General features: G+C 47.5%; 13 protein-coding genes, 3 tRNA genes and 3 rRNA genes. 8 read left to right on the top strand and 11 right to left on the bottom strand.

Annotation, left to right across the window (positions count from 1 at the left end; translation table 11 throughout):
* Positions 1 to 102 precede the first annotated feature (102 nt).
* The gene (locus tag AC5YB3_RS17010) at positions 103 to 528 is read right to left on the bottom strand and encodes a YqaA family protein (protein ID WP_259215097.1); all 426 of its coding nucleotides are present in this window, start codon (positions 526 to 528) and stop codon (positions 103 to 105) included.
* 291 nt (positions 529 to 819) lie between these two features.
* Here AC5YB3_RS17010 and AC5YB3_RS17005 point away from each other — a divergent pair, with 291 nt between their 5' ends.
* Together AC5YB3_RS17005 and AC5YB3_RS17000 are read left to right on the top strand one after the other, a co-directional pair.
* The gene (locus tag AC5YB3_RS17005; RefSeq protein WP_126491344.1) at positions 820 to 2,079 is read left to right on the top strand and encodes a dicarboxylate/amino acid:cation symporter; all 1,260 of its coding nucleotides are present in this window, start codon (positions 820 to 822) and stop codon (positions 2,077 to 2,079) included.
* Positions 2,080 to 2,322: 243 nt separating this feature from the next.
* Positions 2,323 to 2,490 (top strand): hypothetical protein, encoded by a 168-nt coding sequence (locus AC5YB3_RS17000; RefSeq protein WP_172599558.1) that lies wholly within the window; start codon positions 2,323 to 2,325, stop codon positions 2,488 to 2,490.
* 114 nt (positions 2,491 to 2,604) lie between these two features.
* On the opposite strand, the gene AC5YB3_RS16995 is transcribed toward AC5YB3_RS17000, so the two are convergent.
* The 7 genes from AC5YB3_RS16995 to pssA form a co-directional block, all read right to left on the bottom strand.
* A complete protein-coding gene (locus AC5YB3_RS16995; RefSeq protein ID WP_126491343.1) occupies positions 2,605 to 3,735 on the bottom strand; it encodes a sodium ion-translocating decarboxylase subunit beta in 1,131 nt (376 codons plus the stop codon).
* Between the two features lie 8 nt (positions 3,736 to 3,743).
* Positions 3,744 to 5,567, bottom strand: a complete 1,824-nt coding sequence (gene oadA, locus AC5YB3_RS16990) for a sodium-extruding oxaloacetate decarboxylase subunit alpha (RefSeq protein WP_012196763.1) — start codon at positions 5,565 to 5,567, stop codon at positions 3,744 to 3,746.
* A gap of 11 nt (positions 5,568 to 5,578) precedes the next feature.
* Positions 5,579 to 5,845: an OadG family transporter subunit gene (locus tag AC5YB3_RS16985; RefSeq protein ID WP_115335307.1), complete on the bottom strand. Its 267-nt coding sequence runs from the start codon at positions 5,843 to 5,845 to the stop codon at positions 5,579 to 5,581.
* A 1,268-nt stretch (positions 5,846 to 7,113) separates the two neighbouring features.
* Positions 7,114 to 7,229, bottom strand: a 5S ribosomal RNA gene (rrf, locus tag AC5YB3_RS16980).
* 187 nt (positions 7,230 to 7,416) lie between these two features.
* A 23S ribosomal RNA gene (locus AC5YB3_RS16975) occupies positions 7,417 to 10,319 on the bottom strand.
* Positions 10,320 to 10,687: 368 nt separating this feature from the next.
* A 16S ribosomal RNA gene (locus AC5YB3_RS16970) occupies positions 10,688 to 12,232 on the bottom strand.
* The 16S, 23S and 5S rRNA genes sit together here, the layout of an rRNA operon.
* 738 nt (positions 12,233 to 12,970) lie before the next feature.
* A complete protein-coding gene (pssA, locus tag AC5YB3_RS16965) occupies positions 12,971 to 13,822 on the bottom strand; it encodes a CDP-diacylglycerol--serine O-phosphatidyltransferase (protein ID WP_012588345.1) in 852 nt (283 codons plus the stop codon).
* Positions 13,823 to 13,916: 94 nt separating this feature from the next.
* Between pssA and AC5YB3_RS16960 the strand changes: the two genes are divergently transcribed.
* On the top strand, positions 13,917 to 14,384 hold the full coding sequence (locus AC5YB3_RS16960; RefSeq protein WP_283629825.1) for a DUF4124 domain-containing protein: 468 nt from the start codon (positions 13,917 to 13,919) through the stop codon (positions 14,382 to 14,384).
* 271 nt (positions 14,385 to 14,655) lie between these two features.
* On the opposite strand, the gene clpB is transcribed toward AC5YB3_RS16960, so the two are convergent.
* The 3 genes from clpB to rluD form a co-directional block, all read right to left on the bottom strand.
* Positions 14,656 to 17,229, bottom strand: coding sequence for an ATP-dependent chaperone ClpB (gene clpB, locus AC5YB3_RS16955; RefSeq protein ID WP_006080593.1), 2,574 nt, complete (start codon positions 17,227 to 17,229; stop codon positions 14,656 to 14,658).
* A 198-nt stretch (positions 17,230 to 17,427) separates the two neighbouring features.
* Positions 17,428 to 18,162: a peptidoglycan editing factor PgeF gene (gene pgeF, locus AC5YB3_RS16950; RefSeq protein WP_494525784.1), complete on the bottom strand. Its 735-nt coding sequence runs from the start codon at positions 18,160 to 18,162 to the stop codon at positions 17,428 to 17,430.
* Positions 18,163 to 19,137 (bottom strand): 23S rRNA pseudouridine(1911/1915/1917) synthase RluD, encoded by a 975-nt coding sequence (gene rluD / locus AC5YB3_RS16945; RefSeq protein ID WP_494525783.1) that lies wholly within the window; start codon positions 19,135 to 19,137, stop codon positions 18,163 to 18,165.
* Between the two features lie 122 nt (positions 19,138 to 19,259).
* Between rluD and AC5YB3_RS16940 the strand changes: the two genes are divergently transcribed.
* The 5 genes from AC5YB3_RS16940 (at position 19,260) to AC5YB3_RS16920 (ending at position 22,432) form a co-directional block, all read left to right on the top strand.
* On the top strand, positions 19,260 to 20,021 hold the full coding sequence (locus AC5YB3_RS16940; RefSeq protein WP_006085778.1) for an outer membrane protein assembly factor BamD: 762 nt from the start codon (positions 19,260 to 19,262) through the stop codon (positions 20,019 to 20,021).
* Positions 20,022 to 20,250: 229 nt separating this feature from the next.
* A tRNA-Phe gene (locus tag AC5YB3_RS16935) sits at positions 20,251 to 20,326 on the top strand.
* Positions 20,327 to 20,380: 54 nt separating this feature from the next.
* Positions 20,381 to 20,467 (top strand) — tRNA-Leu (locus AC5YB3_RS16930).
* Positions 20,468 to 20,553: 86 nt separating this feature from the next.
* Positions 20,554 to 20,640: transfer RNA gene (locus AC5YB3_RS16925), tRNA-Leu, on the top strand.
* Positions 20,641 to 20,806: 166 nt separating this feature from the next.
* Positions 20,807 to 22,432 (top strand): methyl-accepting chemotaxis protein, encoded by a 1,626-nt coding sequence (locus AC5YB3_RS16920; RefSeq protein WP_494525782.1) that lies wholly within the window; start codon positions 20,807 to 20,809, stop codon positions 22,430 to 22,432.
* Positions 22,433 to 22,521 lie beyond the last annotated feature (89 nt).

Here is a 22,521-nt window from a genome sequence, read left to right as displayed (position 1 = left end):
TATGACTCGCAAAATTGACACTAAGTTCCTATCTATACAGTAAATTCAGTCTAAACGGAAAAACACTCCCCGCCCTTGACCATTAAATGCATCCTAACGCCATCATGCCATCCATTGCAGCACGGCAGCGGCAACAATTAAGTAACGAATTGTTTTACCAATTAAAATCATCAGCAAAGAGGAGATTAGCGGTAACCTCACCCAGCCCGCCAATAAACAGAGAATATCGCCGATAACCGGTGCCCATGAGAGTAAAAGCGCCCACACGCCGTAGCGTTCAATCATGGCGAGCCCCTTTGCGTGTTTACCTGTCGCTAACGCTTCAGGTGATTTTGCTAGGCGACCTAAGCGGCCTAAATAGAAACTGGTCATCGCGCCCAACGTGTTGCCAATACTGGCCACCACGACCAGCGCAACCCAAGCCTCTGGAGTTTTATTTAATAGCGCCACGAGTAAGACTTCAGATCCCCCCGGTAACAAAGTCGCCGCTAAAAAAGCACCGGAGAACATAATGCCTAACTCAGTCATAATGGCTTACTCAATGATAAATATCTCTTTTTGTATTTAATGCGATAAGGTTTTTCATGGGTTAATTGAATGTTTCACTTAATCTTTTTACAACAAACTCACTTATCACAATAAGTTATAAGAAAAACGGTTTGTTATAACCCTAGCTCTGTCGATACAATGGTTTAACTATGGCAATCAATGACCCTGCGCATGACTGAGCGCGCGTTAACATGACGCTCAACTCGTTGAATACGAATCCTATCATCGCAGGTCTATTGGCTCACTCTTAATTTATTTTCTGGAATATGCATGATCCTTCAAACCATTAGCCGCATTCCGTTTTGGCAAAAAGTCTTAGCAGGCTTTATCTTAGGTGCGCTCGTTGGCGTTATTTTAGGTGAAAGCGCCACAGTGCTAAAACCACTCGGTGATCTGTTCATTGGCGCCATTAAGATGTTGGTCGCGCCTTTGGTCTTTTGTGCCATTGTCGTCAGTATCACATCGCTCGGCTCGCAAACTAGCCTAAAACGCTTAAGCCTTAAAACCTTAGGTATGTTCATGCTGACAGGCACGATTGCCTCGCTGATCGGCTTAGCCGTAGGTTCGATGATCGACATGGGCGGCACTATGCAGCTCACGGCAACGGAAGTGCGCGAGCGTAATATTCCCGGTTTTGCACAAGTGTTGCTCGACATGATCCCTGTCAATCCTTTCGCCTCACTGGCTGAAGGCAAGGTACTGCAAATTATCGTGTTTGCCGCGTTAGTGGGTATCGCTATCAATAAAGTCGGCGAGAAAGCTGAGCCGCTAAAACGCACCATAGAAGCGGGCGCAGAAGTCATGTTCCAACTGACTCGCATGGTCTTAAAACTCACTCCTATCGGTGTGTTTGGTTTAATGGCTTGGGTTGTCGGTGAATATGGTTTATCGACTCTACTGCCGTTAGGTAAGTTTATCGGGGCTATCTACATTGCCGCCTTTATCCATATCATCTTTGTTTACGGTGGCTTAGTGAAATTTGTCGGTGGTTTAAGCCCACTGCAATTTTTCCGCAAAGCTATGCCAGCGCAGTTAGTCGCCTTTAGTACTTCTTCAAGTTTCGGTACTTTACCTGCGAGCACCCGTGCAGTCGAAACCATGGGCGTATCAAAGCGTTATAGCGCCTTTGTAATGCCATTAGGTGCGACCATGAACATGGACGGCTGTGGGGGTATTTACCCTGCGATTGCCGCTATCTTCATCGCGCAGATTTACAATATTCCGCTCGATACACTGGACTATGTGATGATTGCCGTGACTGCAACCGTGGCTTCTGTTGGAACCGCTGGCGTGCCAGGAAGTGCAATGGTGATGTTAACTGTGACCTTAGGTGTGATTGGTCTACCACTCGAAGGCATTGCCTTTATCGCCGCGATTGACCGTATTATCGATATGATCCGCACGGCAACGAACGTGACGGGCGATATGATGACAGCAGTCGTGATTGGTAAATCAGAAAATGAACTCGATGAAGCGCAGTTCTATTCGAACGATACCCAAGACGTTAAACCTGTGAGTTCGCAGCAATAACAATACTGGGGCGAAGCCACTGCGCTAAGCCATCAGTAACATTAGCTAAATTACGCAGATGATGTAAATGAAGAGACCGCTTAGGCGGTCTTTTTTATTATTCAACAAACGGCCTTTAATCCGTCGGCTTTAAAGCCCCAATCAACTCCAACGGTCCTCATCGACTGCAAAATAGGTTACTCAAATAAGATCAAGCTGTTAGACTCTAAAATAACTCTAACTCACATTTTAGCAGAACAGACAATGACGAGACTCTTCCTTATCCCGCTGATCCTATGTTTGTTTTGGGCGTTATTTTTAAAAGCCAACAAACTCACGCTAAAACAAGGCAGACGAGGTTTTATCTACATTATTGGCATAGGTGAAGGGATGATTTTAACCCTCATCACGTTAATGTGGTTAACGGCTTAGCAAAAGGCCAACTCAATACTGAGTTGGCCTTAGTGATAAAACTGAGCTAACGATTGGAAGATGTTCAAAGCTCAGTTAACCCAAATCGGTTAACTCAGTGATTAACCCAATCCGTTACCCAAGAACAGCAAGTAAAATCCCCGCCGCCACAGCAGAGCCTAACACCCCCGCCACATTGGGCCCCATTGCATGCATCAGCAGGAAGTTATGTTGATTCGCTTCCAACCCCACTTTGTTGACGACTCGCGCCGCCATAGGCACAGCCGATACCCCTGCGGCGCCGATCAGCGGATTCACTTTACCGCCCGACAGCTTACACATCAGCTTTGCCATCAACACACCCGCTGCTGTACCAACGCCGAAAGCCAAGGCACCCAAAACCAGAATTCCTAAGGTTTCCAGCCGCAGGAATTGATCCGCGGATAACTTAGAACCCACAGCTAAACCTAAGAAAATCGTGACGATATTAATAAGCTCGTTCTGCGCCGTTTTCGATAATCTATCCACCACGCCCGATTCGCGCATCAAATTACCAAGGCAAAACATGCCCACTAACGGCGTGGCCGCAGGTAAGAAGAGAATCGTTAATCCCAGCACCATCAAAGGGAAAATGATCTTTTCCTTCTTACTGACTTCGCGCAGCTGCTCCATTTTAATTTCGCGCTCAGCTTGGGTTGTCAGTAAGCGCATGATCGGCGGTTGAATAATAGGGACTAACGCCATATAGGAATAAGCCGCGACCGCAATCGCCCCCAATAACTCAGGCGCCAGTTTGGAGGCGAGGAAAATCGCCGTCGGCCCATCGGCGCCGCCTATAATCGCAATGGCCGCCGCGTCCTTCATGGTGAACTCAAAGCCCGGCACTAAGTTCAGCGCTATCGCCCCAATCAATGTCGCGAAAATCCCAAACTGCGCCGCAGCTCCTAACAACAGGGTTTTAGGATTGGCAATCAAGGCACTAAAGTCGGTCAGCGCACCGACGCCCATAAAGATCAACAGTGGGAATACCCCAGTCTCAATCCCCACATGATAGGCGTAAAACAGCATGCCACCTTCTTCAGTAAATCCCGCGTGGGGAATGTTCGCCAGCACTGCACCAAAACCAATGGGCAACAATAACAAAGGCTCAAACCCACGCACTATGGCGAGATACAAGAGCAAAGCGCCGACAGCCATCATCAACACTTGCCCGCCAGTAAAGTGAGCAATACCTGTCTCGGCCCAAAAAGCCATTAAACCTTCCATAATGACTCCTACGCCAAGGCCAGTAATTGAGAACCCACAGACACTGAGTCGCCTTCTTTCACCCAGAGCTTAGCGATAATGCCATCGCCCTGAGCACGAATTTCAGTTTCCATCTTCATCGCCTCAAGGATGATCACGACATCGCCTTCACACACTCTATCGCCTGGAGAAACATGAACTTTGAAGATGTTGCCCGACAGCGGCGCGCTCATTTCAAGCCTGATCTCTCCATGGCACGCAGTTGGCGTAGTGCTCGCCGTAGCAGTTTGCACGGCATGAACACTTTGGCCCTGTGGCTGGATTTGCGAGATCTCCCCGCCTGTGGCGACTTCAACTACGTACTCTTTCCCTTCGACTGTTACCGTGTAGGTTTCAGGGCCACGATCCGCAGCATTAGTAGCAAGTGCTGAAGTCAATTCAGGTTTAGGCTCAAAGGCGCTTGGATCGTCACGATTCTTTAAGAACTGCAATCCTATTTGTGGGAAGAGTGCATAGGTCAGCACATCATCGTCATGCTCTGAAGATAGGCGAATGCCTTGTTCCTGTGCTTTATCAGCTAACTCAAGCCGTAACTTAGCCAGCTCTGGCGTTAATAAATCCGCAGGGCGACATGTAATAGCTTCAGCCCCTTGCAACACTCTGGCTTGCAATGCGGCATCTACTGGCGCAGGCGTCGCGCCATATTCGCCCTTAAGCACGCCTTCAGTCTCTTTCGTCAGTGACTTATAACGCTCACCCATTAACACATTAATGACCGCCTGCGAGCCGACAATTTGCGATGTGGGCGTCACTAACGGCAAGAAACCTAAATCAGCACGAACGCGGGGGATTTCTTCCAATACCAAGTCCATCTTATCGGCCGCGCCTTGCTCCTTTAATTGGCTCTCCATATTGGTCAGCATGCCACCAGGCACTTGGGCACGTAAGATCCGCGAATCGATGCCTTTCAGCGCTCCTTCAAACTTAGCGTACTTCTTGCGCACTTCACGAAAATAAGCGGCAATCTCTTCAAGCAACACCATATCGTAACCAGTAGCGCGCTCAGTATCTTCCACCATAGCGATAACAGTTTCAGTTGCAGTATGTCCATAGGTTTGACTCATCGACGAAATTGCCGTATCGAGCACATCGATGCCCGCTTCAATGGCTTTCTGATAAGTGGCCGTACTCAACCCTGTCGTCGCATGACAATGCATAGATAACACGAGTTGCGTCTGAGATTTGAGTCGGCTAATAAGCTCAAACGCTTCCATCGGCTTAAGTAAGCCCGCCATATCTTTGATGCACAAAGAATCGCATCCCATATCTTCGAGACGTTTTGCCATATCAACCCACGTCTCTATGGTATGCACTGGACTCGTGGTATACGAAATCGTCCCCTGCGCATGGCCGCCAACTTGGCGCACTGCTTTCACCGCAGTCTCGAGGTTTCGAACATCGTTCATCGCATCGAAAATACGAAATACATCGACGCCATTGGTATGGGCGCGCTCAACAAAACGCGTGACTAAATCATCGGCATAATGGCGATAACCTAAGAGGTTTTGGCCACGCAGTAACATTTGCTGCGGCGTATTCGGCATGGCCTTTTTCAGCTCACGAATTCGATCCCAAGGATCTTCACCAAGATAACGAATGCAGGCATCAAAAGTTGCACCGCCCCAAGATTCCAGTGACCAGAAGCCGATCTTATCGAGTAGTGGCGCTATCGGTAACATGTCATCAATGCGTAAGCGCGTCGCTAAAATGGATTGATGCGCGTCCCGCAAAACGACATCAGTTAAAAATAATGGCTTAGCCACTGCCGTCGTAGAATTAGATACAAAAGTCATACTGCTCCCCATTACTTAATCTGTGAACGATACTGCTTTACCGCCAATGAAATCGCAGCGACCACATTTGGATCTAAAGGCTTAGCATCAGATTGCGATACCCTCTGCTGACTTTTAGCATGATTTTTAGCAAAACGTGCAGAGGCAGCATCGACTGCACACCAACGCGCAACTAAATGGATCCCAAGGATTAGTACACCTAAAAATAAATACACTAAGCCCATCCCCAAAAACATAATGCCAACGGCATCCAATAAAGATTGCGTTACATCCTCCATAGCTCCCCTACCCCTTACTCTCTCAATCCCTATCAAAAGTACGATTGCCCCAAACCATCGCTATCGCATCACAAGTTCAACATTCAATCGGTTGAGCGGTTTACAAACTATGGGTCTCTCGTAGACAGACCCATAGCGACCACCAAACCAAAGAATTTTTGAATAAAAAATCACATTTAAAAATTAATAACTCACGCAACAAGAAAATCAGCTTGAACTTAACCCGCTACAAACATAACCAATTGATAACAAAAACACCATGTGAATGTAAATTGGTCTTACCAATATTGAATAAATCCAAAGGCGGCCAGTCATTAATCCTCATAAATCGGGCAATTAATTCAATATTCCATAATGAAATACCCACTATGCTGGATTTAAGTCGAAATGATGTCCTAGGCTAAAAAATGATTCCTAAATTGAAGACAACGGACATAGGAATAAACCAAGTGAAAAAGTATGCAGATTTCACAATCCAAGTCACTGCTATTTGATTCTGAATGAATATAGAAAGGCATGTCGTTCTGAAGGAATTGATTGAAGAAGAGGAATGGGATCAATCTAACAAATTAAATCATCCATTTTGACAACTTAGATATCCTCTTGATACCAACACGAAGCGGTGCTAGAGGCTCAATACGGTTTGTTGTGGAGCGGCTATCTTGAAAGATAAGCCACAGTGCTACCCGAGGTAGACCTTAGGCTCTTAGCTATTCGCAGGATTAATACCAATTGTATTTAATATCTGTTCATTCAGCGGGAATTCAACGCGCTTTAAACAAGGCGAAGGCTTGAAGGCATAGTGGTGCTCTGTCGAAAGCCTTAAACGCAGTATAAAGCGCGTTGTCATACCGTTAACAGTTAGCCGCCCTTCGGCATCCCACTCCGGTGTTGCATTGACTTAAAAGGGAATAACCATTTCTGCGTCAATGCGCCTTGGATTGAAATGCCTGTGAGGCTGTGAACTGATTAGATATTTAATGTGATTGGTATAAGCAATAGGACAAGAACGAAATAAGGAAGCCTAGGATCGACAAGGAACTCAGCAATTAAAAAATGAGCTGGTGAGCTGGTGAGCTGGTGAGCTGGTGAGCTGGTGAGCTGGTGAGCTGGTGAGCTGGTGAGCTGGTGAGCTGGTGAGCTGGTGAGTAAAAATAGTGGGGAAACATGCAAGTTGGAAGAAAAATATATCAATTCCTACAAAATTTAGACGTAAAAAAGCCAGCTTATTCAGCTGGCTTCGTTACATCTCAATGAGATAATTAGGCGCTTGGCGATGACCTACTCTCACATGGGGAGACCCCACACTACCATCGGCGCGTTTGCGTTTCACTTCTGAGTTCGGGATGGGATCAGGTGGTTCCACAAGGCTATTGTCACCAAGCAAATTCTGTTTATTACCGTGTCCATCTCTGGACCACGCTAATAATAATTCGGAAAGCTGATTTGCTTTGAGTCTTTAACTTTATCAAGTGTCGATATTCTGTCTAAGGCTTTTCGTACGACCTCCATGGATGGAGGAAGTGCTAGAAAATGTCTGGAACATTTTCAGTAAAACCCATCTGGGTTGTATGGTTAAGCCTCTCGAGTCATTAGTACATGTTAGCTCAACGCCTCACAACGCTTACACACCATGCCTATCAACGTCCTAGTCTCGAACGGCTCTTTAGAGGAATTAAATTCCTAGGGATGACTCATCTTAGGGCTCGCTTCCCGCTTAGATGCTTTCAGCGGTTATCGATTCCGAACGTAGCTACCGGGCAATGCCATTGGCATGACAACCCGAACACCAGCGGTTCGTCCACTCCGGTCCTCTCGTACTAGGAGCAGCTCCCTTCAATCATCCAACGCCCACGGCAGATAGGGACCGAACTGTCTCACGACGTTCTGAACCCAGCTCGCGTACCACTTTAAATGGCGAACAGCCATACCCTTGGGACCGACTTCAGCCCCAGGATGTGATGAGCCGACATCGAGGTGCCAAACACCGCCGTCGATATGAACTCTTGGGCGGTATCAGCCTGTTATCCCCGGAGTACCTTTTATCCGTTGAGCGATGGCCCTTCCATTCAGAACCACCGGATCACTATGACCTACTTTCGTACCTGCTCGACGTGTATGTCTCGCAGTTAAGCTGGCTTATGCCATTGCACTAACCGTACGATGTCCGACCGTACTTAGCCAACCTTCGTGCTCCTCCGTTACTCTTTGGGAGGAGACCGCCCCAGTCAAACTACCCACCAGGCACTGTCCCTAATCCCGATAAGGGACCTAGGTTAGAACATCAAAACTACAAGGGTGGTATTTCAAGGACGACTCCATCATGACTAGCGTCACAACTTCAAAGTCTCCCACCTATCCTACACATGTAGGTTCAATGTTCAGTGCCAAGCTATAGTAAAGGTTCACGGGGTCTTTCCGTCTAGCCGCGGGTATACGGCATCTTCACCGCAATTTCAACTTCACTGAGTCTCGGCTGGAGACAGCGTGGCCATCATTACGCCATTCGTGCAGGTCGGAACTTACCCGACAAGGAATTTCGCTACCTTAGGACCGTTATAGTTACGGCCGCCGTTTACCGGGGCTTCGATCATGAGCTTCTCTTGCGATAACCCAATCAATTAACCTTCCGGCACCGGGCAGGCGTCACACCGTATACTTCCTCTTGCGAGTTTGCACAGTGCTGTGTTTTTGATAAACAGTTGCAGCCACCTGGTATCTGCGACTCCCGTCAGCTTAGAGAGCAAGTCTCATCACCAACAGGAGCGTACCTTCTCCCGAAGTTACGGTACCATTTTGCCTAGTTCCTTCAGCCGAGTTCTCTCAAGCGCCTTGGTATTCTCTACCCGACCACCTGTGTCGGTTTGGGGTACGATTCCCGCTAACCTGAAGCTTAGAAGATTTTCCTGGAAGCATGGCATCAACTACTTCAGTCCCTTAGGACCTCGTCATCAGCTCTCAGTCTGCACACTAAAGTGCGATTCCCCGGATTTGCCTAAGAAATCAACCTACCACCTTAAACGCGGACTACCAACGCCGCGCTAGCCTAGCCTTCTCCGTCTCTCCATCGCAGTTAGCGGAAGTACAGAAATATTAATCTGTTTCCCATCGATTACGCCTTTCGGCCTCACCTTAGGGGTCGACTCACCCTGCCCCGATTAACGTTGGACAGGAACCCTTGGTCTTTCGGCGAGGGGGTTTTTCACCCCCTTTATCGTTACTCATGTCAGCATTCGCACTTCTGATACCTCCAGCGTGGGTTACCCCTTCACCTTCAACGGCTTACAGAACGCTCCTCTACCGCGCACAGTAAACTGTGCACCCGTAGCTTCGGTGACTAGCTTAGCCCCGTTACATCTTCCGCGCAGGCCGACTCGACTAGTGAGCTATTACGCTTTCTTTAAATGATGGCTGCTTCTAAGCCAACATCCTAGCTGTCTAAGCCTTCCCACATCGTTTCCCACTTAGCTAGTACTTTGGGACCTTAGCTGACGGTCTGGGTTGTTTCCCTTTTGACGACGGACGTTAGCACCCGCCGTCTGTCTCCCGAGTAGTACTCATTGGTATTCGGAGTTTGCAAAGGGTTGGTAAGTCGGGATGACCCCCTAGCCTTAACAGTGCTCTACCCCCAATGGTATTCGCTCGAGGCGCTACCTAAATAGCTTTCGAGGAGAACCAGATATCTCCCGGTTTGATTGGCCTTTCACCCCCAGCCACAAGTCATCCGCTAATTTTTCAACATTAGTCGGTTCGGTCCTCCAGTTGATGTTACTCAACCTTCAACCTGCCCATGGCTAGATCACCGGGTTTCGGGTCTACACCTTGCAACTAAACGCGCAGTTAACACTCGGTTTCCCTACGGCTCCGCTATTCGCTTAACCTCGCTACAAAATGTAAGTCGCTGACCCATTATACAAAAGGTACGCAGTCACGGTCTCAAGAACCGCTCCCACTGCTTGTACGTATACGGTTTCAGGTTCTATTTCACTCCCCTCACAGGGGTTCTTTTCGCCTTTCCCTCACGGTACTGGTTCACTATCGGTCAGTCAGGAGTATTTAGCCTTGGAGGATGGTCCCCCCATATTCAAACAGGATGTCACGTGTCCCGCCTTACTCGTTTTCATCAATGGTTAGTTTTCATGTACGGGGCTATCACCCTGTGCCGCTGTGCTTTCCAACACATTCCACTAACACCCCACTGACTTAAGGGCTAATCCCCGTTCGCTCGCCGCTACTAGGGGAATCTCGGTTGATTTCTTTTCCTCCGGGTACTTAGATGTTTCAGTTCCCCGGGTTCGCCTCGCAACACTATGTATTCATGTTGCGATAACAGCTTATGCTGCTGGGTTCCCCCATTCGGACATCGTTAGCTCAAATGCTTGTTACTAGCTCGCCAACGCTTTTCGCAAGTTACTACGTCCTTCATCGCCTCTGACTGCCAAGGCATCCACCGTATACGCTTAGTCGCTTAACCATACAACCCAAATGAGTTTCACTCATCTGCGCCGCATTGCGACCAGCTTGGTTTTACTTGTCTCACTTCTGACCAAAGAAGTGGACGCGCCTTAGACGCAAACTATTCAATAAAGAATAATTTACTTTTTGAATATTCAAGACACTTAATAAAGTGTTTGAGAACTCATGATGCAAACGTTTCCACGTTTACATCGGTTTGTAAGTAACATGACGACAGACATCATCACGTTACATACTATCAGCTTTCCAAATTGTTAAAGAACAATGCGTACCGGCTAGCGGCGCATTCAGCTCTGACTTCTCCTAAGAGAAGATAAACAAGCAATCTGTGTGAACACTCAGCAAAAATTAAGTTAGTCGTATAGGTAAGGAGGTGATCCAGCCCCAGGTTCCCCTAGGGCTACCTTGTTACGACTTCACCCCAGTCATGAACCACAAAGTGGTGAGCGCCCCCCCGAAGGTTAAGCTACCCACTTCTTTTGCAGCCCACTCCCATGGTGTGACGGGCGGTGTGTACAAGGCCCGGGAACGTATTCACCGTGGCATTCTGATCCACGATTACTAGCGATTCCGACTTCATGGAGTCGAGTTGCAGACTCCAATCCGGACTACGACGAGCTTTGTGAGATTAGCTCCACCTCGCGGCTTTGCAACCCTCTGTACTCGCCATTGTAGCACGTGTGTAGCCCTACTCGTAAGGGCCATGATGACTTGACGTCGTCCCCACCTTCCTCCGGTTTATCACCGGCAGTCTCCCTAGAGTTCCCACCATTACGTGCTGGCAAATAAGGATAGGGGTTGCGCTCGTTGCGGGACTTAACCCAACATTTCACAACACGAGCTGACGACAGCCATGCAGCACCTGTCTCACGGTTCCCGAAGGCACTAAGCTATCTCTAGCGAATTCCGTGGATGTCAAGAGTAGGTAAGGTTCTTCGCGTTGCATCGAATTAAACCACATGCTCCACCGCTTGTGCGGGCCCCCGTCAATTCATTTGAGTTTTAACCTTGCGGCCGTACTCCCCAGGCGGTCTACTTAATGCGTTAGCTTGAGAGCCCAGTGTTCAAGACACCAAACTCCGAGTAGACATCGTTTACGGCGTGGACTACCAGGGTATCTAATCCTGTTTGCTCCCCACGCTTTCGTGCCTGAGCGTCAGTCTTTGTCCAGGGGGCCGCCTTCGCCACCGGTATTCCTCCAGATCTCTACGCATTTCACCGCTACACCTGGAATTCTACCCCCCTCTACAAGACTCTAGTTCGCCAGTTCGAAATGCAATTCCCAGGTTGAGCCCGGGGCTTTCACATCTCGCTTAACAAACCGCCTGCGCACGCTTTACGCCCAGTAATTCCGATTAACGCTCGGACCCTCCGTATTACCGCGGCTGCTGGCACGGAGTTAGCCGGTCCTTCTTCTGTAGGTAACGTCACAGCAACAGCGTATTAAGCTGCTACCTTTCCTCCCTACTGAAAGTGCTTTACAACCCGAAGGCCTTCTTCACACACGCGGCATGGCTGCATCAGGGTTTCCCCCATTGTGCAATATTCCCCACTGCTGCCTCCCGTAGGAGTCTGGGCCGTGTCTCAGTCCCAGTGTGGCTGATCATCCTCTCAGAACAGCTAGGGATCGTCGCCTTGGTGAGCCATTACCTCACCAACTAGCTAATCCCACCTAGGTTCATCCAATCGCGGAAGGCCCGAAGGTCCCCTCCTTTCCCCCGTAGGGCGTATGCGGTATTAGCAGTCGTTTCCAACTGTTATCCCCCTCGACTGGGCAGATCCCTAGGCATTACTCACCCGTCCGCCGCTCGCCGGCAAAGATAGTAAACTATCTTCCCGCTGCCGCTCGACTTGCATGTGTTAGGCCTGCCGCCAGCGTTCAATCTGAGCCATGATCAAACTCTTCAATTAAAGTTTTGTTGCTTCATCCCGAAGGAATCAGCGGCTCAATGAATTCTGATTTTTTTTGTTTCTCGCACTCCTTATAAAGAAGGGCTGAAACAAACTGTACATATTGCTATGAACACTCATTGTTACATTGATTTAAATTTTTGACTGCCAACCCGAAGGTTAAGCAGTTTCGATTAACTCAACACCTGTGAGTGTCCACACAGATTTCTTGTTTTATCTTGTTAAAGAGCAACTCAATATTCGTAAGAGAACGTGAGTACCACACTGAGCGTCGAACGCTTCCAGGTGGCTAGGGCTGCGTATTCTACGCATTTCCCGTTTCGCGTCAAGGAGTATTTTCAACTTCTTGCTGCGGTTGAATTAAGTGGTTAAAAGCCATTCAATTCAAGCTAACTCGTCAGCTTGCTTTCGCTGTCTGCCGTGTCAGTGGATGCGCATTATAGGGAGCAGGAGATTTTGTGCAAGGGCTTTTTTAACAACCTGCGCCAAGCGAATAAATAACCACCAAACTGCAGAAATATACTGCAATATTGAGCAATATCGCTGTTTGGGTTGATAAGTCTGGCAGAAGAAATCACCTATTGCTGGGGTTTTAATAGATTGAATGGGCATAAACAGAAGTTGATAGCTATTTTTCGCTATATCTATCAGCAAACCTCTAAAAACGTTATGCCTAGTGTGATGCCTTACTCTTGTTTGCACCTAGCTAATGATAAGCAATGATCAAATGCACGAGCCCTAAGGTTTATGCTCTTCTTGTTTCTCTTTCTCGAGATCTGTAACGACTTGAGTTTGTGCAGCGGCTTGGACTGAGGAGTTCGTTTCTACACTCGCCGCGACATCATCTCCTACAACGTGAGCGACTTTGAGCTTTCTCACGGTTCGAATCGTAATGATCGGGCCTGAAATCGCATATAAGTAGAAGCCGACACATAAAATCAATGCAGGTTGCACCGACACCACCACAAACACACCGACGACCAGTAAGATCACGATAAAGTTGACCTTGCCGCGCCAATCAATTTCTTTAAAGGAGTGATAGCGGAAATTGCTGACCATCAGTAAACCGGTTGCTGCCGTAACAAGGGCCGCAATCCAACTGATATTTCTTCCATCGAGGCTGTATTGGTTACCAAGCCAAATACTGCCAGCAATAACAGCGGCGGCAGCCGGGCTGGCGAGACCTTGAAAATAACGCTTATCGGCAACGCCAACTTGCGTATTAAATCGAGCAAGCCTGAGTGCTGCACCTGCGCAATAGATAAATGCGGCCAGCCAACCAATTTTACCTAAGTCCGCTAATGCCCAATTGTAGGCGAGTAGTGCTGGCGCCATTCCGAAGGACACCATATCGGCCATACTGTCGTACTCAGCACCAAAATCACTTTGGGTATTAGTCAGTCTTGCCACTCGTCCATCGAGCCCATCACAAATCATGGCAATAAAAATGGCTATCGCTGCGGCTTCAAAGTTAGCATTCATGGAAGCAATTACGGCATAAAAACCTGAAAACAAACCCGCTGTGGTAAAAAGGTTCGGTAATAAATAGATACCTTTATTCTTTACTGTTTGATTTGAAGAATTTTGCATACACTTATTACGCTAGTTCGGTGAAGAGAAGTTAGCTTTCAAGATAACATATTTTATTATCATGTCGATGAGAGACCAGTTAGGGATGATTTCGATGTTAAAAGTGAACACGTTCAGCACTATGCTATGCCGATGGTTTTGGCTCGGCCTTTTCATTGGCCCCGTTTCTGCGGGCGTTATCTATACTTGGGTCGACGAAAATGGGGTGACGCATTACAGCCAACAAGCCCCGCAACAAGAAAACATCAAAGCAGAAAAGCTCTATAGTGAAGATTTAGAGCAGGCGAAAGTGGGTTTTATCGCACCGGTAAAGAAAGCGGAAGCCACTTCTGAAGCCAATGAATTAGAAAAGTCAGCGACGCTGATTAAAGAGAAAGATGCTAAACAGGCTCAATCCATTTGTGAGAGTGCTAAACACAATTTAGATATTCTCACAACGCACACTAAGCTTATCCGCCAAACTTCCGATTCGGGTGAATCTGTCGCTATGACAGAGGAAGACCGCCAAGCCTCGATTGCTCAGCAACAGGAAAGAATCAAACTCTTCTGTGATAAGAAGTAGCCAAATTTACTATGCCATTACATTAATGAACAACGATTAACGCTAATGCAATAAAAAAGGAGCCGAGTTAAAAACTCGGCTCCTTTCGTTTTAGTACTTGAAGCGGGAGCGATACTGACTAAGGAAGCGCTATCTCTTATTGCAAGATAGTTTATTTCAAGCTCGTTCATTCAAGAACGCTTATTTCAGTTCGCCCATTTCAACCTATCCAACTTCAAGCTTGCTATTAACGTATCGCATTCAAACAACACACTAAGTGACTAGCGACTGGTTATTGCTCGAACACTAACTCGCCACCCGCACAGCTGACCTTGATCGGTTTACCCGGTAACAAGTCGCCACGCAGTAATTTCTGCGCCAGCGGGTTTTCGACTTCTTGCTGCAATGCCCGTTTCAACGGTCTTGCGCCATACACAGGATCGAAACCAATTTCCGCAATCAGTGATAATGCGTCGTCGGTGATCTCCAATGTATAGTCCTTTTCCGCCAAACGTTGGCGTAAGGAAGCAATCTGTATCGAAGCAATACGCTTGATATTGGCAGCATCCAATGGATGGAACACCACAGATTCATCAATACGGTTTAAAAACTCAGGTCTGAAACTGTGAGTGACCACATTCATTACCGCCGCTTTCATCTCTGCATAGGTCACTTGACCAAATCCTTCTTGGATAATGTCGGAGCCTAAGTTCGAGGTCATGATGATCACTGTATTTCTAAAATCTACAGTACGACCTTGACCATCGGTTAAGCGCCCATCATCAAGCACTTGCAGTAAGATGTTAAACACATCGGGATGCGCTTTCTCGACTTCGTCGAGCAATATCACCGAATACGGTTTACGACGAACGGCTTCCGTTAAGTAACCGCCCTCTTCATAACCCACGTATCCAGGAGGTGCACCCACTAAACGCGATACTGAGTGTTTCTCCATAAACTCAGACATATCAATGCGCACTAAGGCCGATTCGGTATCGAATAAGAACCTCGCCAGTGATTTACACAGCTCAGTTTTACCCACCCCCGTTGGGCCTAAGAACAGGAACGAGCCTATCGGGCGATTTGGATCCGCCAGACCCGCGCGGCTACGACGAATCGCATTCGCGACCGCATCGACGGCTTCGTTTTGGCCAATCACCCGCTCGTGCAGCGCCACTTCCATTTGCAGTAATTTTTCGCGCTCGCCTTCAAGCATTTTCGATACGGGTATTCCCGTCGCTTTCGACAAGACTTCGGCGATTTCGAACTCAGTGACCTTGTTACGCAATAACGTCATGTCCTGCATTTCGGCTTGCGATGCCAAATCGAGCTGTTTTTCAAGCTCAGGAATACGACCGTATTGCAGCTCAGACATCCGAGTTAAATCACCCGCACGACGCGCCACTTCTAAATCCATTCGAGCCTGTTCAAGATCAGCTTTAATGTGCTGAGTTCCCGCTAATGCGGCTTTTTCAGTACGCCAGATTTCGTTCAACTCTGAAGCTTTAGCTTCAACGTCACGTAATTCCTCTTGCAGATGGTCAAGCCTGCGACGACTCGCCTCATCATTTTCTTTGGCTAACGCTTGCTCCTCCAGTTTGAGCTGGATAGCACGTCGTTCGAGCCGGTCGAGTGACTCAGGTTTTGAGTCCATTTGCATGCGAATGCTCGATGCCGCTTCGTCGATCAAATCGATCGCTTTATCGGGCAACTTACGGTCCGACACATAACGGTGCGACATAGTCGCCGCCGCCACAATCGCCGGATCGGTAATTTCCACATGGTGATGCAGCTCGTAACGTTCTTTCAGTCCACGCAAAATGGCGATGGTGTCTTCAACGCTTGGCTCATCCACCAGCACTTTTTGGAAACGACGTTCAAGCGCCGCATCTTTTTCAATGTACTGACGATACTCATCAAGTGTGGTCGCACCCACGCAGTGTAAGTCACCACGCGCTAACGCAGGTTTGAGCATGTTACCTGCATCCATTGCGCCTTCACCTTTACCGGCGCCGACCATAGTATGCAGCTCGTCGATGAAGAGGATCACTTGACCTTCTTCCTGCGCCAACTCATTCAATACCGCTTTTAAGCGTTCTTCGAACTCACCGCGATATTTAGCGCCCGCAATCAATGAGCCCATATCGAGGGATAAGACGCGCTTATTTTTAATGCCCTCGGGGACTTCACCATTAACGATACGCTGGGCGAGTCCTTCAACAATCGCCGTTTTACCCACACCCGGTTCACCGATAAGGACGGGGTTGTTTTTACTGCGACGTTGTAATACTTGGATCGTGCGGCGAATTTCATCGTCACGGCCGATCACAGGATCTAACTTGCCTTGTTCGGCTCGTTCGGTCAGATCGATAGTAAACTTCTTCAACGCTTGGCGTTGATCTTCAGCGTTCGGATCATCCACTTTTTGGCCGCCACGCATTTGTTCAATGGTTTGCTCCATCAACTCTTTGGTCGCGCCGGCTTTTTTCAACGCTTGCGCGAGGGCATCGCCTCCTTCTAACGCAGCTAATACAAATAACTCGCTAGAGATATATTTGTCTTTACGCTTTTGCGCCAATTTATCGCACAGATTTAATAAACGTATTAAACCTTGGGATAATTGCACATCGCCGCCCGTACCTTCGACTTGAGGTAAGCGTTCCAGCTCTTGACTCAAAAGCGAGCGCAGCGCACTCACGCGAATGCCAGCTTGGGTCAATAAGGGATGGATTGAACCTGAATCTTGGTTCAACAATGCCATCATCAAATGCAGCGGTTCAATAAACTGATGATCACGCCCGAGTGCGAGAGACTGGGCATCTGAGATGGCAAGCTGAAATTTATTGGTCATACGATCGAGTCGCATACAGCCTCCTAAAACTCACAAAGTAGAGATATGCCAATCCACAAGATATCTTGCCAATTTAGTGGCGTTAAATCAGTACCGCTAATGGAGAGATCTCAATAGGATTGGTATTACATTTCGTTAGTTAAAAGATGGGGGCTATTTAGCCAAATTCAAGCGGATAACGCGGAAATAAATATAAATTGTAGGGGAATTAACTTAAGACTTAAGCCAGATCAACGATGCCATGCGCCCCGTCACCTTATCACGACGATAAGAGAAGTAATCGGTGTCACTGACAGTGCAGATATCGGCGCTATAAATATGCTTGATGCCGAGTAAACTCAAGCGTAATTTAGCCAAGCCAATAATATCGGCCAGATACTTGTCACCACTGGGAATAAAACATGCAGCCGCCTGTGGATGTAACCCACAGAATGCGTGCTTCACTTCGACGCCCACTTCAAATTTTTGCGGACCAATCGCCGGGCCGAGGTAGGCAATCAACTCATCCATAGGAGAACTAAACTGCGCCGCGGCGGCCTCAATCACGCCATCACATAAACCGCGCCAACCGGCATGGGCCGCTGCCACTTCGGTTCCCGCTTGATTACACAGCAATACAGGTAAACAATCGGCGGTCATTACAGCGCAAACTTGGCTCGCAGTTCGGCTATAACTGGCATCGGCAATCGGCGTACCCGCTGCGTGAGCTAAGCTCAGCGTGTCTAAATTGAGCACATGGGTACCATGGACTTGCTCAAGCCAGACAGGTTTGGCAGCTAACGCTAATTGTTTGCAGAGTAATTCACGATTAGCCATCACCTGCTGTTCAGCATCACCGACATGCAGTCCAAGATTCAAACTGTCATAGGCATGCACGCTCACACCGCCATGACGATTTGTCATAGCGATGCCAACATTAGCAGGAACAGGCCAATCGTGATCAAACACTTAGAGATACTCGATCGGATGCTCTACCGTGTCTTGACGCAGTGCTTTAGTCAAAATCACCATGTCTTCAGGAATTGGCGCTTGCCAGCTCATGATTTCACAACTCACTGGGTGAGCTAATTCTAGACGAACTGCGTGCAGCGCTTGGCGCTTGAAGTTTTTCAGGATATCGAAAAACTCAGGGCTCGCGGCTTTAGGCGGTTTTGGACGACCACCATACACAGGATCGCCCACTAACACGTGGCCTATGTATTCCATGTGCACACGGATCTGGTGAGTACGGCCAGATTCTAGACGTAATCTCAAACGCGTGTGGTTACGGAATTTTTCCGCGACACGGTAATGCGTCACCGCAGGTTTACCTGAGTGCAGCACGGCCATGTGAGTACGTTTAGTAAGATGGCGACCAATCGGCTCATCCACTGTACCGCCACCTGTCATAGTACCCATAACAATCGCTTCGTATTCACGAGTGATTTCACGGGCCTGCAAAGCGGCAACTAAATGCGTTTGCGCTTCAACGGTTTTGGCAACGACCATCAAACCTGTTGTATCTTTGTCCAGACGATGCACAATACCTGCACGTGGCACATGCTCAATATCAGGACAATGGTGCAATAGTGCATTCATCAAAGTGCCATCGGCATTGCCAGCACCTGGGTGAACCACCAATCCAGCTTGCTTGTTGATCACGATAATGTCGTCATCTTCATAGACGATATCCAGATCAATGGCCTGCGCCGCGGCATGGACTTCTTCTTTGAGAGTGGCGTCTATGAGTATCTGTTGCAGCTCATAAACTTTCTCGCGGGGCTTATTAACGACAACGCCGTCAACATGAACTGCATCAGATAGGATCCATTCCTTGATGCGCGTGCGCGAGTAATCTGGGAACAACTCTGCTAGGGCCTGATCTAATCTCAGTCCAGTTTGTGTTGCCGAAATCTCGCTTTTTAGATTAATCTCTTGTGTCATAGGAACCGTATCCCCATTTAGGGGTCAAAAAATGTGTGCTATCTGTTACAATCGGATGTTTTCTATTTTATAGTGAAATGGAAAAATTCTTAACTACAACTTAAAAAGAATTGAATTCAAGTATGTATAAATTTTCCAAAGGCGTTACCTTAGTCCTATTTTCACTAGCGTTATCAGCCTGTAGCAGCAGCCCTGATGATAACGATATTGCCGCCAAAACGTCACCTGATGTGCTTTACACTCAGGCAAGAACCTCTATGGAACTTGGCAATTACTCTAAAGCTGTCCGTTCTTTGGAGGCGTTAGACTCACGCTTCCCCTTCGGACCTCACAAAACTCAAGTCCAGTTAGACCTGATTTATGCTTACTACAAAATGGACGATGTCGCTTCGGGGATTGCGAACATAGACAGATTTATCCGTCTTAATCCTACACACCCTGATATTGACTATGTGTTCTATATGCGCGGTTTAGTGAACATGCAAGCCGACAACTATTTGTTCCACGATATGCTTAATATCGACCGAACCGATCGTGACCCTAAAAATGCTCAAGATGCTTTCAAAGATTTTGATCGTCTTATCAAAACTTACCCTAACAGCAAATATGCCGCCGATGCGCAAAAACGCATGTTAGCGTTGAAGAATCGCTTAGCAAGATATTCAATCCAAGTTGCCGAATATTATCTCAAGATGAATGCATGGAGCGCCGCAGCAATCCGAGCACAATCTGTAATGGAAACATATCCTGGCACCCCTTCAAATGAACGGGCATTAGAGATAATGATAGAAGCTTATGGCGAATTAGGTCAGAGCAAGCTGAAGCAAAACGTGCTCATGGTAATGCAAGCTAACTATCCAAACAATGAAATCTTATCAAACTAACCGAGAATGCCCCTTTAATAGGGGCATTTTTTTGTGTTCTCGCCTAAGAAATCCCATCACTGGGTATTGCTAAGTTTCCAGCCTGGATAATGGTTTGAGTATTTTTAGCTCGCCACTTGCAGCGTAAATGACACTTTCGTGTAAATCTTATCCAACCGAGTCACTTTTTACGTTATTTAGTAAAAATCTATTGACTCAAAACCCGAAAAGCCTTTAAATTGCGCCCGTCGCCCGAATAGCTCAGTCGGTAGAGCAGAGGATTGAAAATCCTCGTGTCCCTGGTTCGATTCCGGGTTCGGGCACCATCTTTAAATTGGTTGCTACAGCGACTAATGTTAGAGAACTGCAATAGGTACAGTGCAGGTGTGGTGGAATTGGTAGACACGCCAGCTTCAGGTGCTGGTGCTCGCAAGGGCGTGGAGGTTCAAGTCCTCTCACCTGTACCAAATTGCAGTTCAACGAATGAAACAAAGCATTAAGATTGTTTCTTCGGTTTTGAGATTACTCATTCGATGAAATTTCGGATAGCCATGCAGATGTGGTGGAATTGGTAGACACGCCAGCTTCAGGTGCTGGTGCTCGCAAGGGCGTGGAGGTTCAAGTCCTCTCATCTGTACCAACATTTAAACCTCGCTTAGCGAGGCTTTTTTGTATCTAAAACAAAATAAATCCTCTGTTACTCTCCCCTCTTTCCGCTGATTTGCTATACCTAATGTTACAGACTCATCGTAGGGATAGCTCGAGCTCTGCCTAAAGGACCCTTTAGTTCACTGAGGCTATCCCATATGAACGGTCTACAAATAAAACAAAAAATGTTTATCGGTATTTTGGTCCCCCTTGCAATGTTACTGACGATTGGTTTTCTCGCCATTAATATGATGGGCAACATTAAGTCGGGTGTTGAACGCATCTATAACGACAGAGTGGTGCCGCTGGATGACTTAAAAGTGATTGCCGATAAGTATGCGGTCGATGTTATCGATGCGGTCAACAAGGCGAACGCGGGTGGCTTCACGGCCTTGCAAGCGTCTGAAGCGCTAGACAGTGCCAAATCAACTATTACCCAATATTGGCAAAAATACCTATCTAACGAACTTACCTCAGAAGAATCCCAACTCGTAAAACAAGCAGAAATGCTGTTCTCCCCCGCGAATCAACAGATTGATACCCTGATATCGCGCTTAAGAGGATTAAACGGCGATGTTTCAAGCCAACTCTCAGCCAATATCCTGCCGCTGTACCAAGCTATCGATCCCATTAGTAACCAAATATCTGAACTGATTGCACTGCAAATCCGCGTAGCGGGCGAAGAAAAAGAGAGTGTAAATGCCATCTACCAATCTTCAATCACTATTTTTATGGCATTAGCCTGTACCGCCATGATTGTCAGTATTGTGATTGGGCTCTGGGTGAATCAAAGCGTGATGAATCCCATTAATGACATCCTCGGTAAATTGAAGATGATCCATCAAGACTCAGATCTCACCGTCAGATTCACCACCTTTAATCACGATGAGCTAGGGCAAATATCCACTAGCCTCACCCAAGTGATTGAACACTTACGGGGCATTATTCATTCCATTGCCGAAGCGGCAACTACGGTCAACAGTTCGGCAAATGAGTTAAGTAGCTTCACCCAAGCCACCAATAAACGGATGCAACAGCAACAAGCCGAAACGGAGCAGACAGCAACGGCCATGAATGAGATGACGGCCACCGTTGCCGAAGTCGCCCAAAGCGCATCTGCCGCGGCGGATTCGGCCAAAGATGCTGATACCTATGCCGCCAACGGCAATAATATTGTGCTGCAATCGATTAGAAGTATGTCGCAGCTTTCTGATCAAATTCAAAAAACGGCGCAGGTCATTGGATTTTTATCTAATGAAAGTCAAAATATCGGCCGCGTACTCGATGTGATTAAGAGCATTGCTGAACAAACCAATCTACTGGCACTCAATGCCGCCATTGAAGCCGCACGGGCTGGTGAGCAAGGTCGCGGCTTTGCGGTCGTTGCCGATGAAGTGCGAACCTTAGCGCAACGCACCCAAAAATCGACTCAAGAAATTGAGGCCATGATTGCTACCCTACAACAAGGGGTTAAAGAAGCCGTCAGCGCCATGGAAATCGGTATCAATCAAGTAGATGATGCCAACGATAAAGCCAATCAGGCGGGTCAAGCGCTGAAAGAAATTGTCACCTCAGTAGACAGCATCACCGAGCTGAATACCCACATTGCGACCGCAGCTGAAGAGCAAAGTAGCGTTGCCGAGAGTATTAATCGCAGCATTATTGCCATCAGCGATATTGCCGAGCATTCCACAGCTTCGGCGGCTGAATTAAGTGAATCTGTGATTAATTTAACTAAGCTCGCCAGCAGCATGCGCAATCAAGTGAGCGCATTTAAGCTCTAATTTTACTCAATCACCCACAAAACGACTGCAACCATTTTTGCTGTTGCAGTCAAACTCCCCTCTATTTACATCATCTGTAACCCATTGAA

This window comes from Shewanella sp. 1311, assembly GCF_059338235.1.
Note: the sequence above shows the minus strand (reverse complement) of the source record. Positions and strands in the feature narration are given on the sequence as shown.

What these genes read in the sequence shown, in the direction of transcription:
- rluD (WP_494525783.1), bottom strand. Translation starts at nt 19,137, where the DNA reads ATGACACAAGAGATTAATCTAAAAAGCGAGATTTCGGCAACACAAACT.
- pssA (WP_012588345.1), bottom strand. Translation starts at nt 13,822, where the DNA reads ATGCAAAATTCTTCAAATCAAACAGTAAAGAATAAAGGTATCTATTTA.
- AC5YB3_RS16985 (WP_115335307.1), bottom strand. Translation starts at nt 5,845, where the DNA reads ATGGAGGATGTAACGCAATCTTTATTGGATGCCGTTGGCATTATGTTT.
- clpB (WP_006080593.1), bottom strand. Translation starts at nt 17,229, where the DNA reads ATGCGACTCGATCGTATGACCAATAAATTTCAGCTTGCCATCTCAGAT.
- AC5YB3_RS16960 (WP_283629825.1), top strand. Translation starts at nt 13,917, where the DNA reads ATGTTAAAAGTGAACACGTTCAGCACTATGCTATGCCGATGGTTTTGG.
- AC5YB3_RS17010 (WP_259215097.1), bottom strand. Translation starts at nt 528, where the DNA reads ATGACTGAGTTAGGCATTATGTTCTCCGGTGCTTTTTTAGCGGCGACT.
- AC5YB3_RS16995 (WP_126491343.1), bottom strand. Translation starts at nt 3,735, where the DNA reads ATGGAAGGTTTAATGGCTTTTTGGGCCGAGACAGGTATTGCTCACTTT.
- AC5YB3_RS17005 (WP_126491344.1), top strand. Translation starts at nt 820, where the DNA reads ATGATCCTTCAAACCATTAGCCGCATTCCGTTTTGGCAAAAAGTCTTA.
- AC5YB3_RS16920 (WP_494525782.1), top strand. Translation starts at nt 20,807, where the DNA reads ATGAACGGTCTACAAATAAAACAAAAAATGTTTATCGGTATTTTGGTC.
- AC5YB3_RS16940 (WP_006085778.1), top strand. Translation starts at nt 19,260, where the DNA reads ATGTATAAATTTTCCAAAGGCGTTACCTTAGTCCTATTTTCACTAGCG.
- oadA (WP_012196763.1), bottom strand. Translation starts at nt 5,567, where the DNA reads ATGACTTTTGTATCTAATTCTACGACGGCAGTGGCTAAGCCATTATTT.
- AC5YB3_RS17000 (WP_172599558.1), top strand. Translation starts at nt 2,323, where the DNA reads ATGACGAGACTCTTCCTTATCCCGCTGATCCTATGTTTGTTTTGGGCG.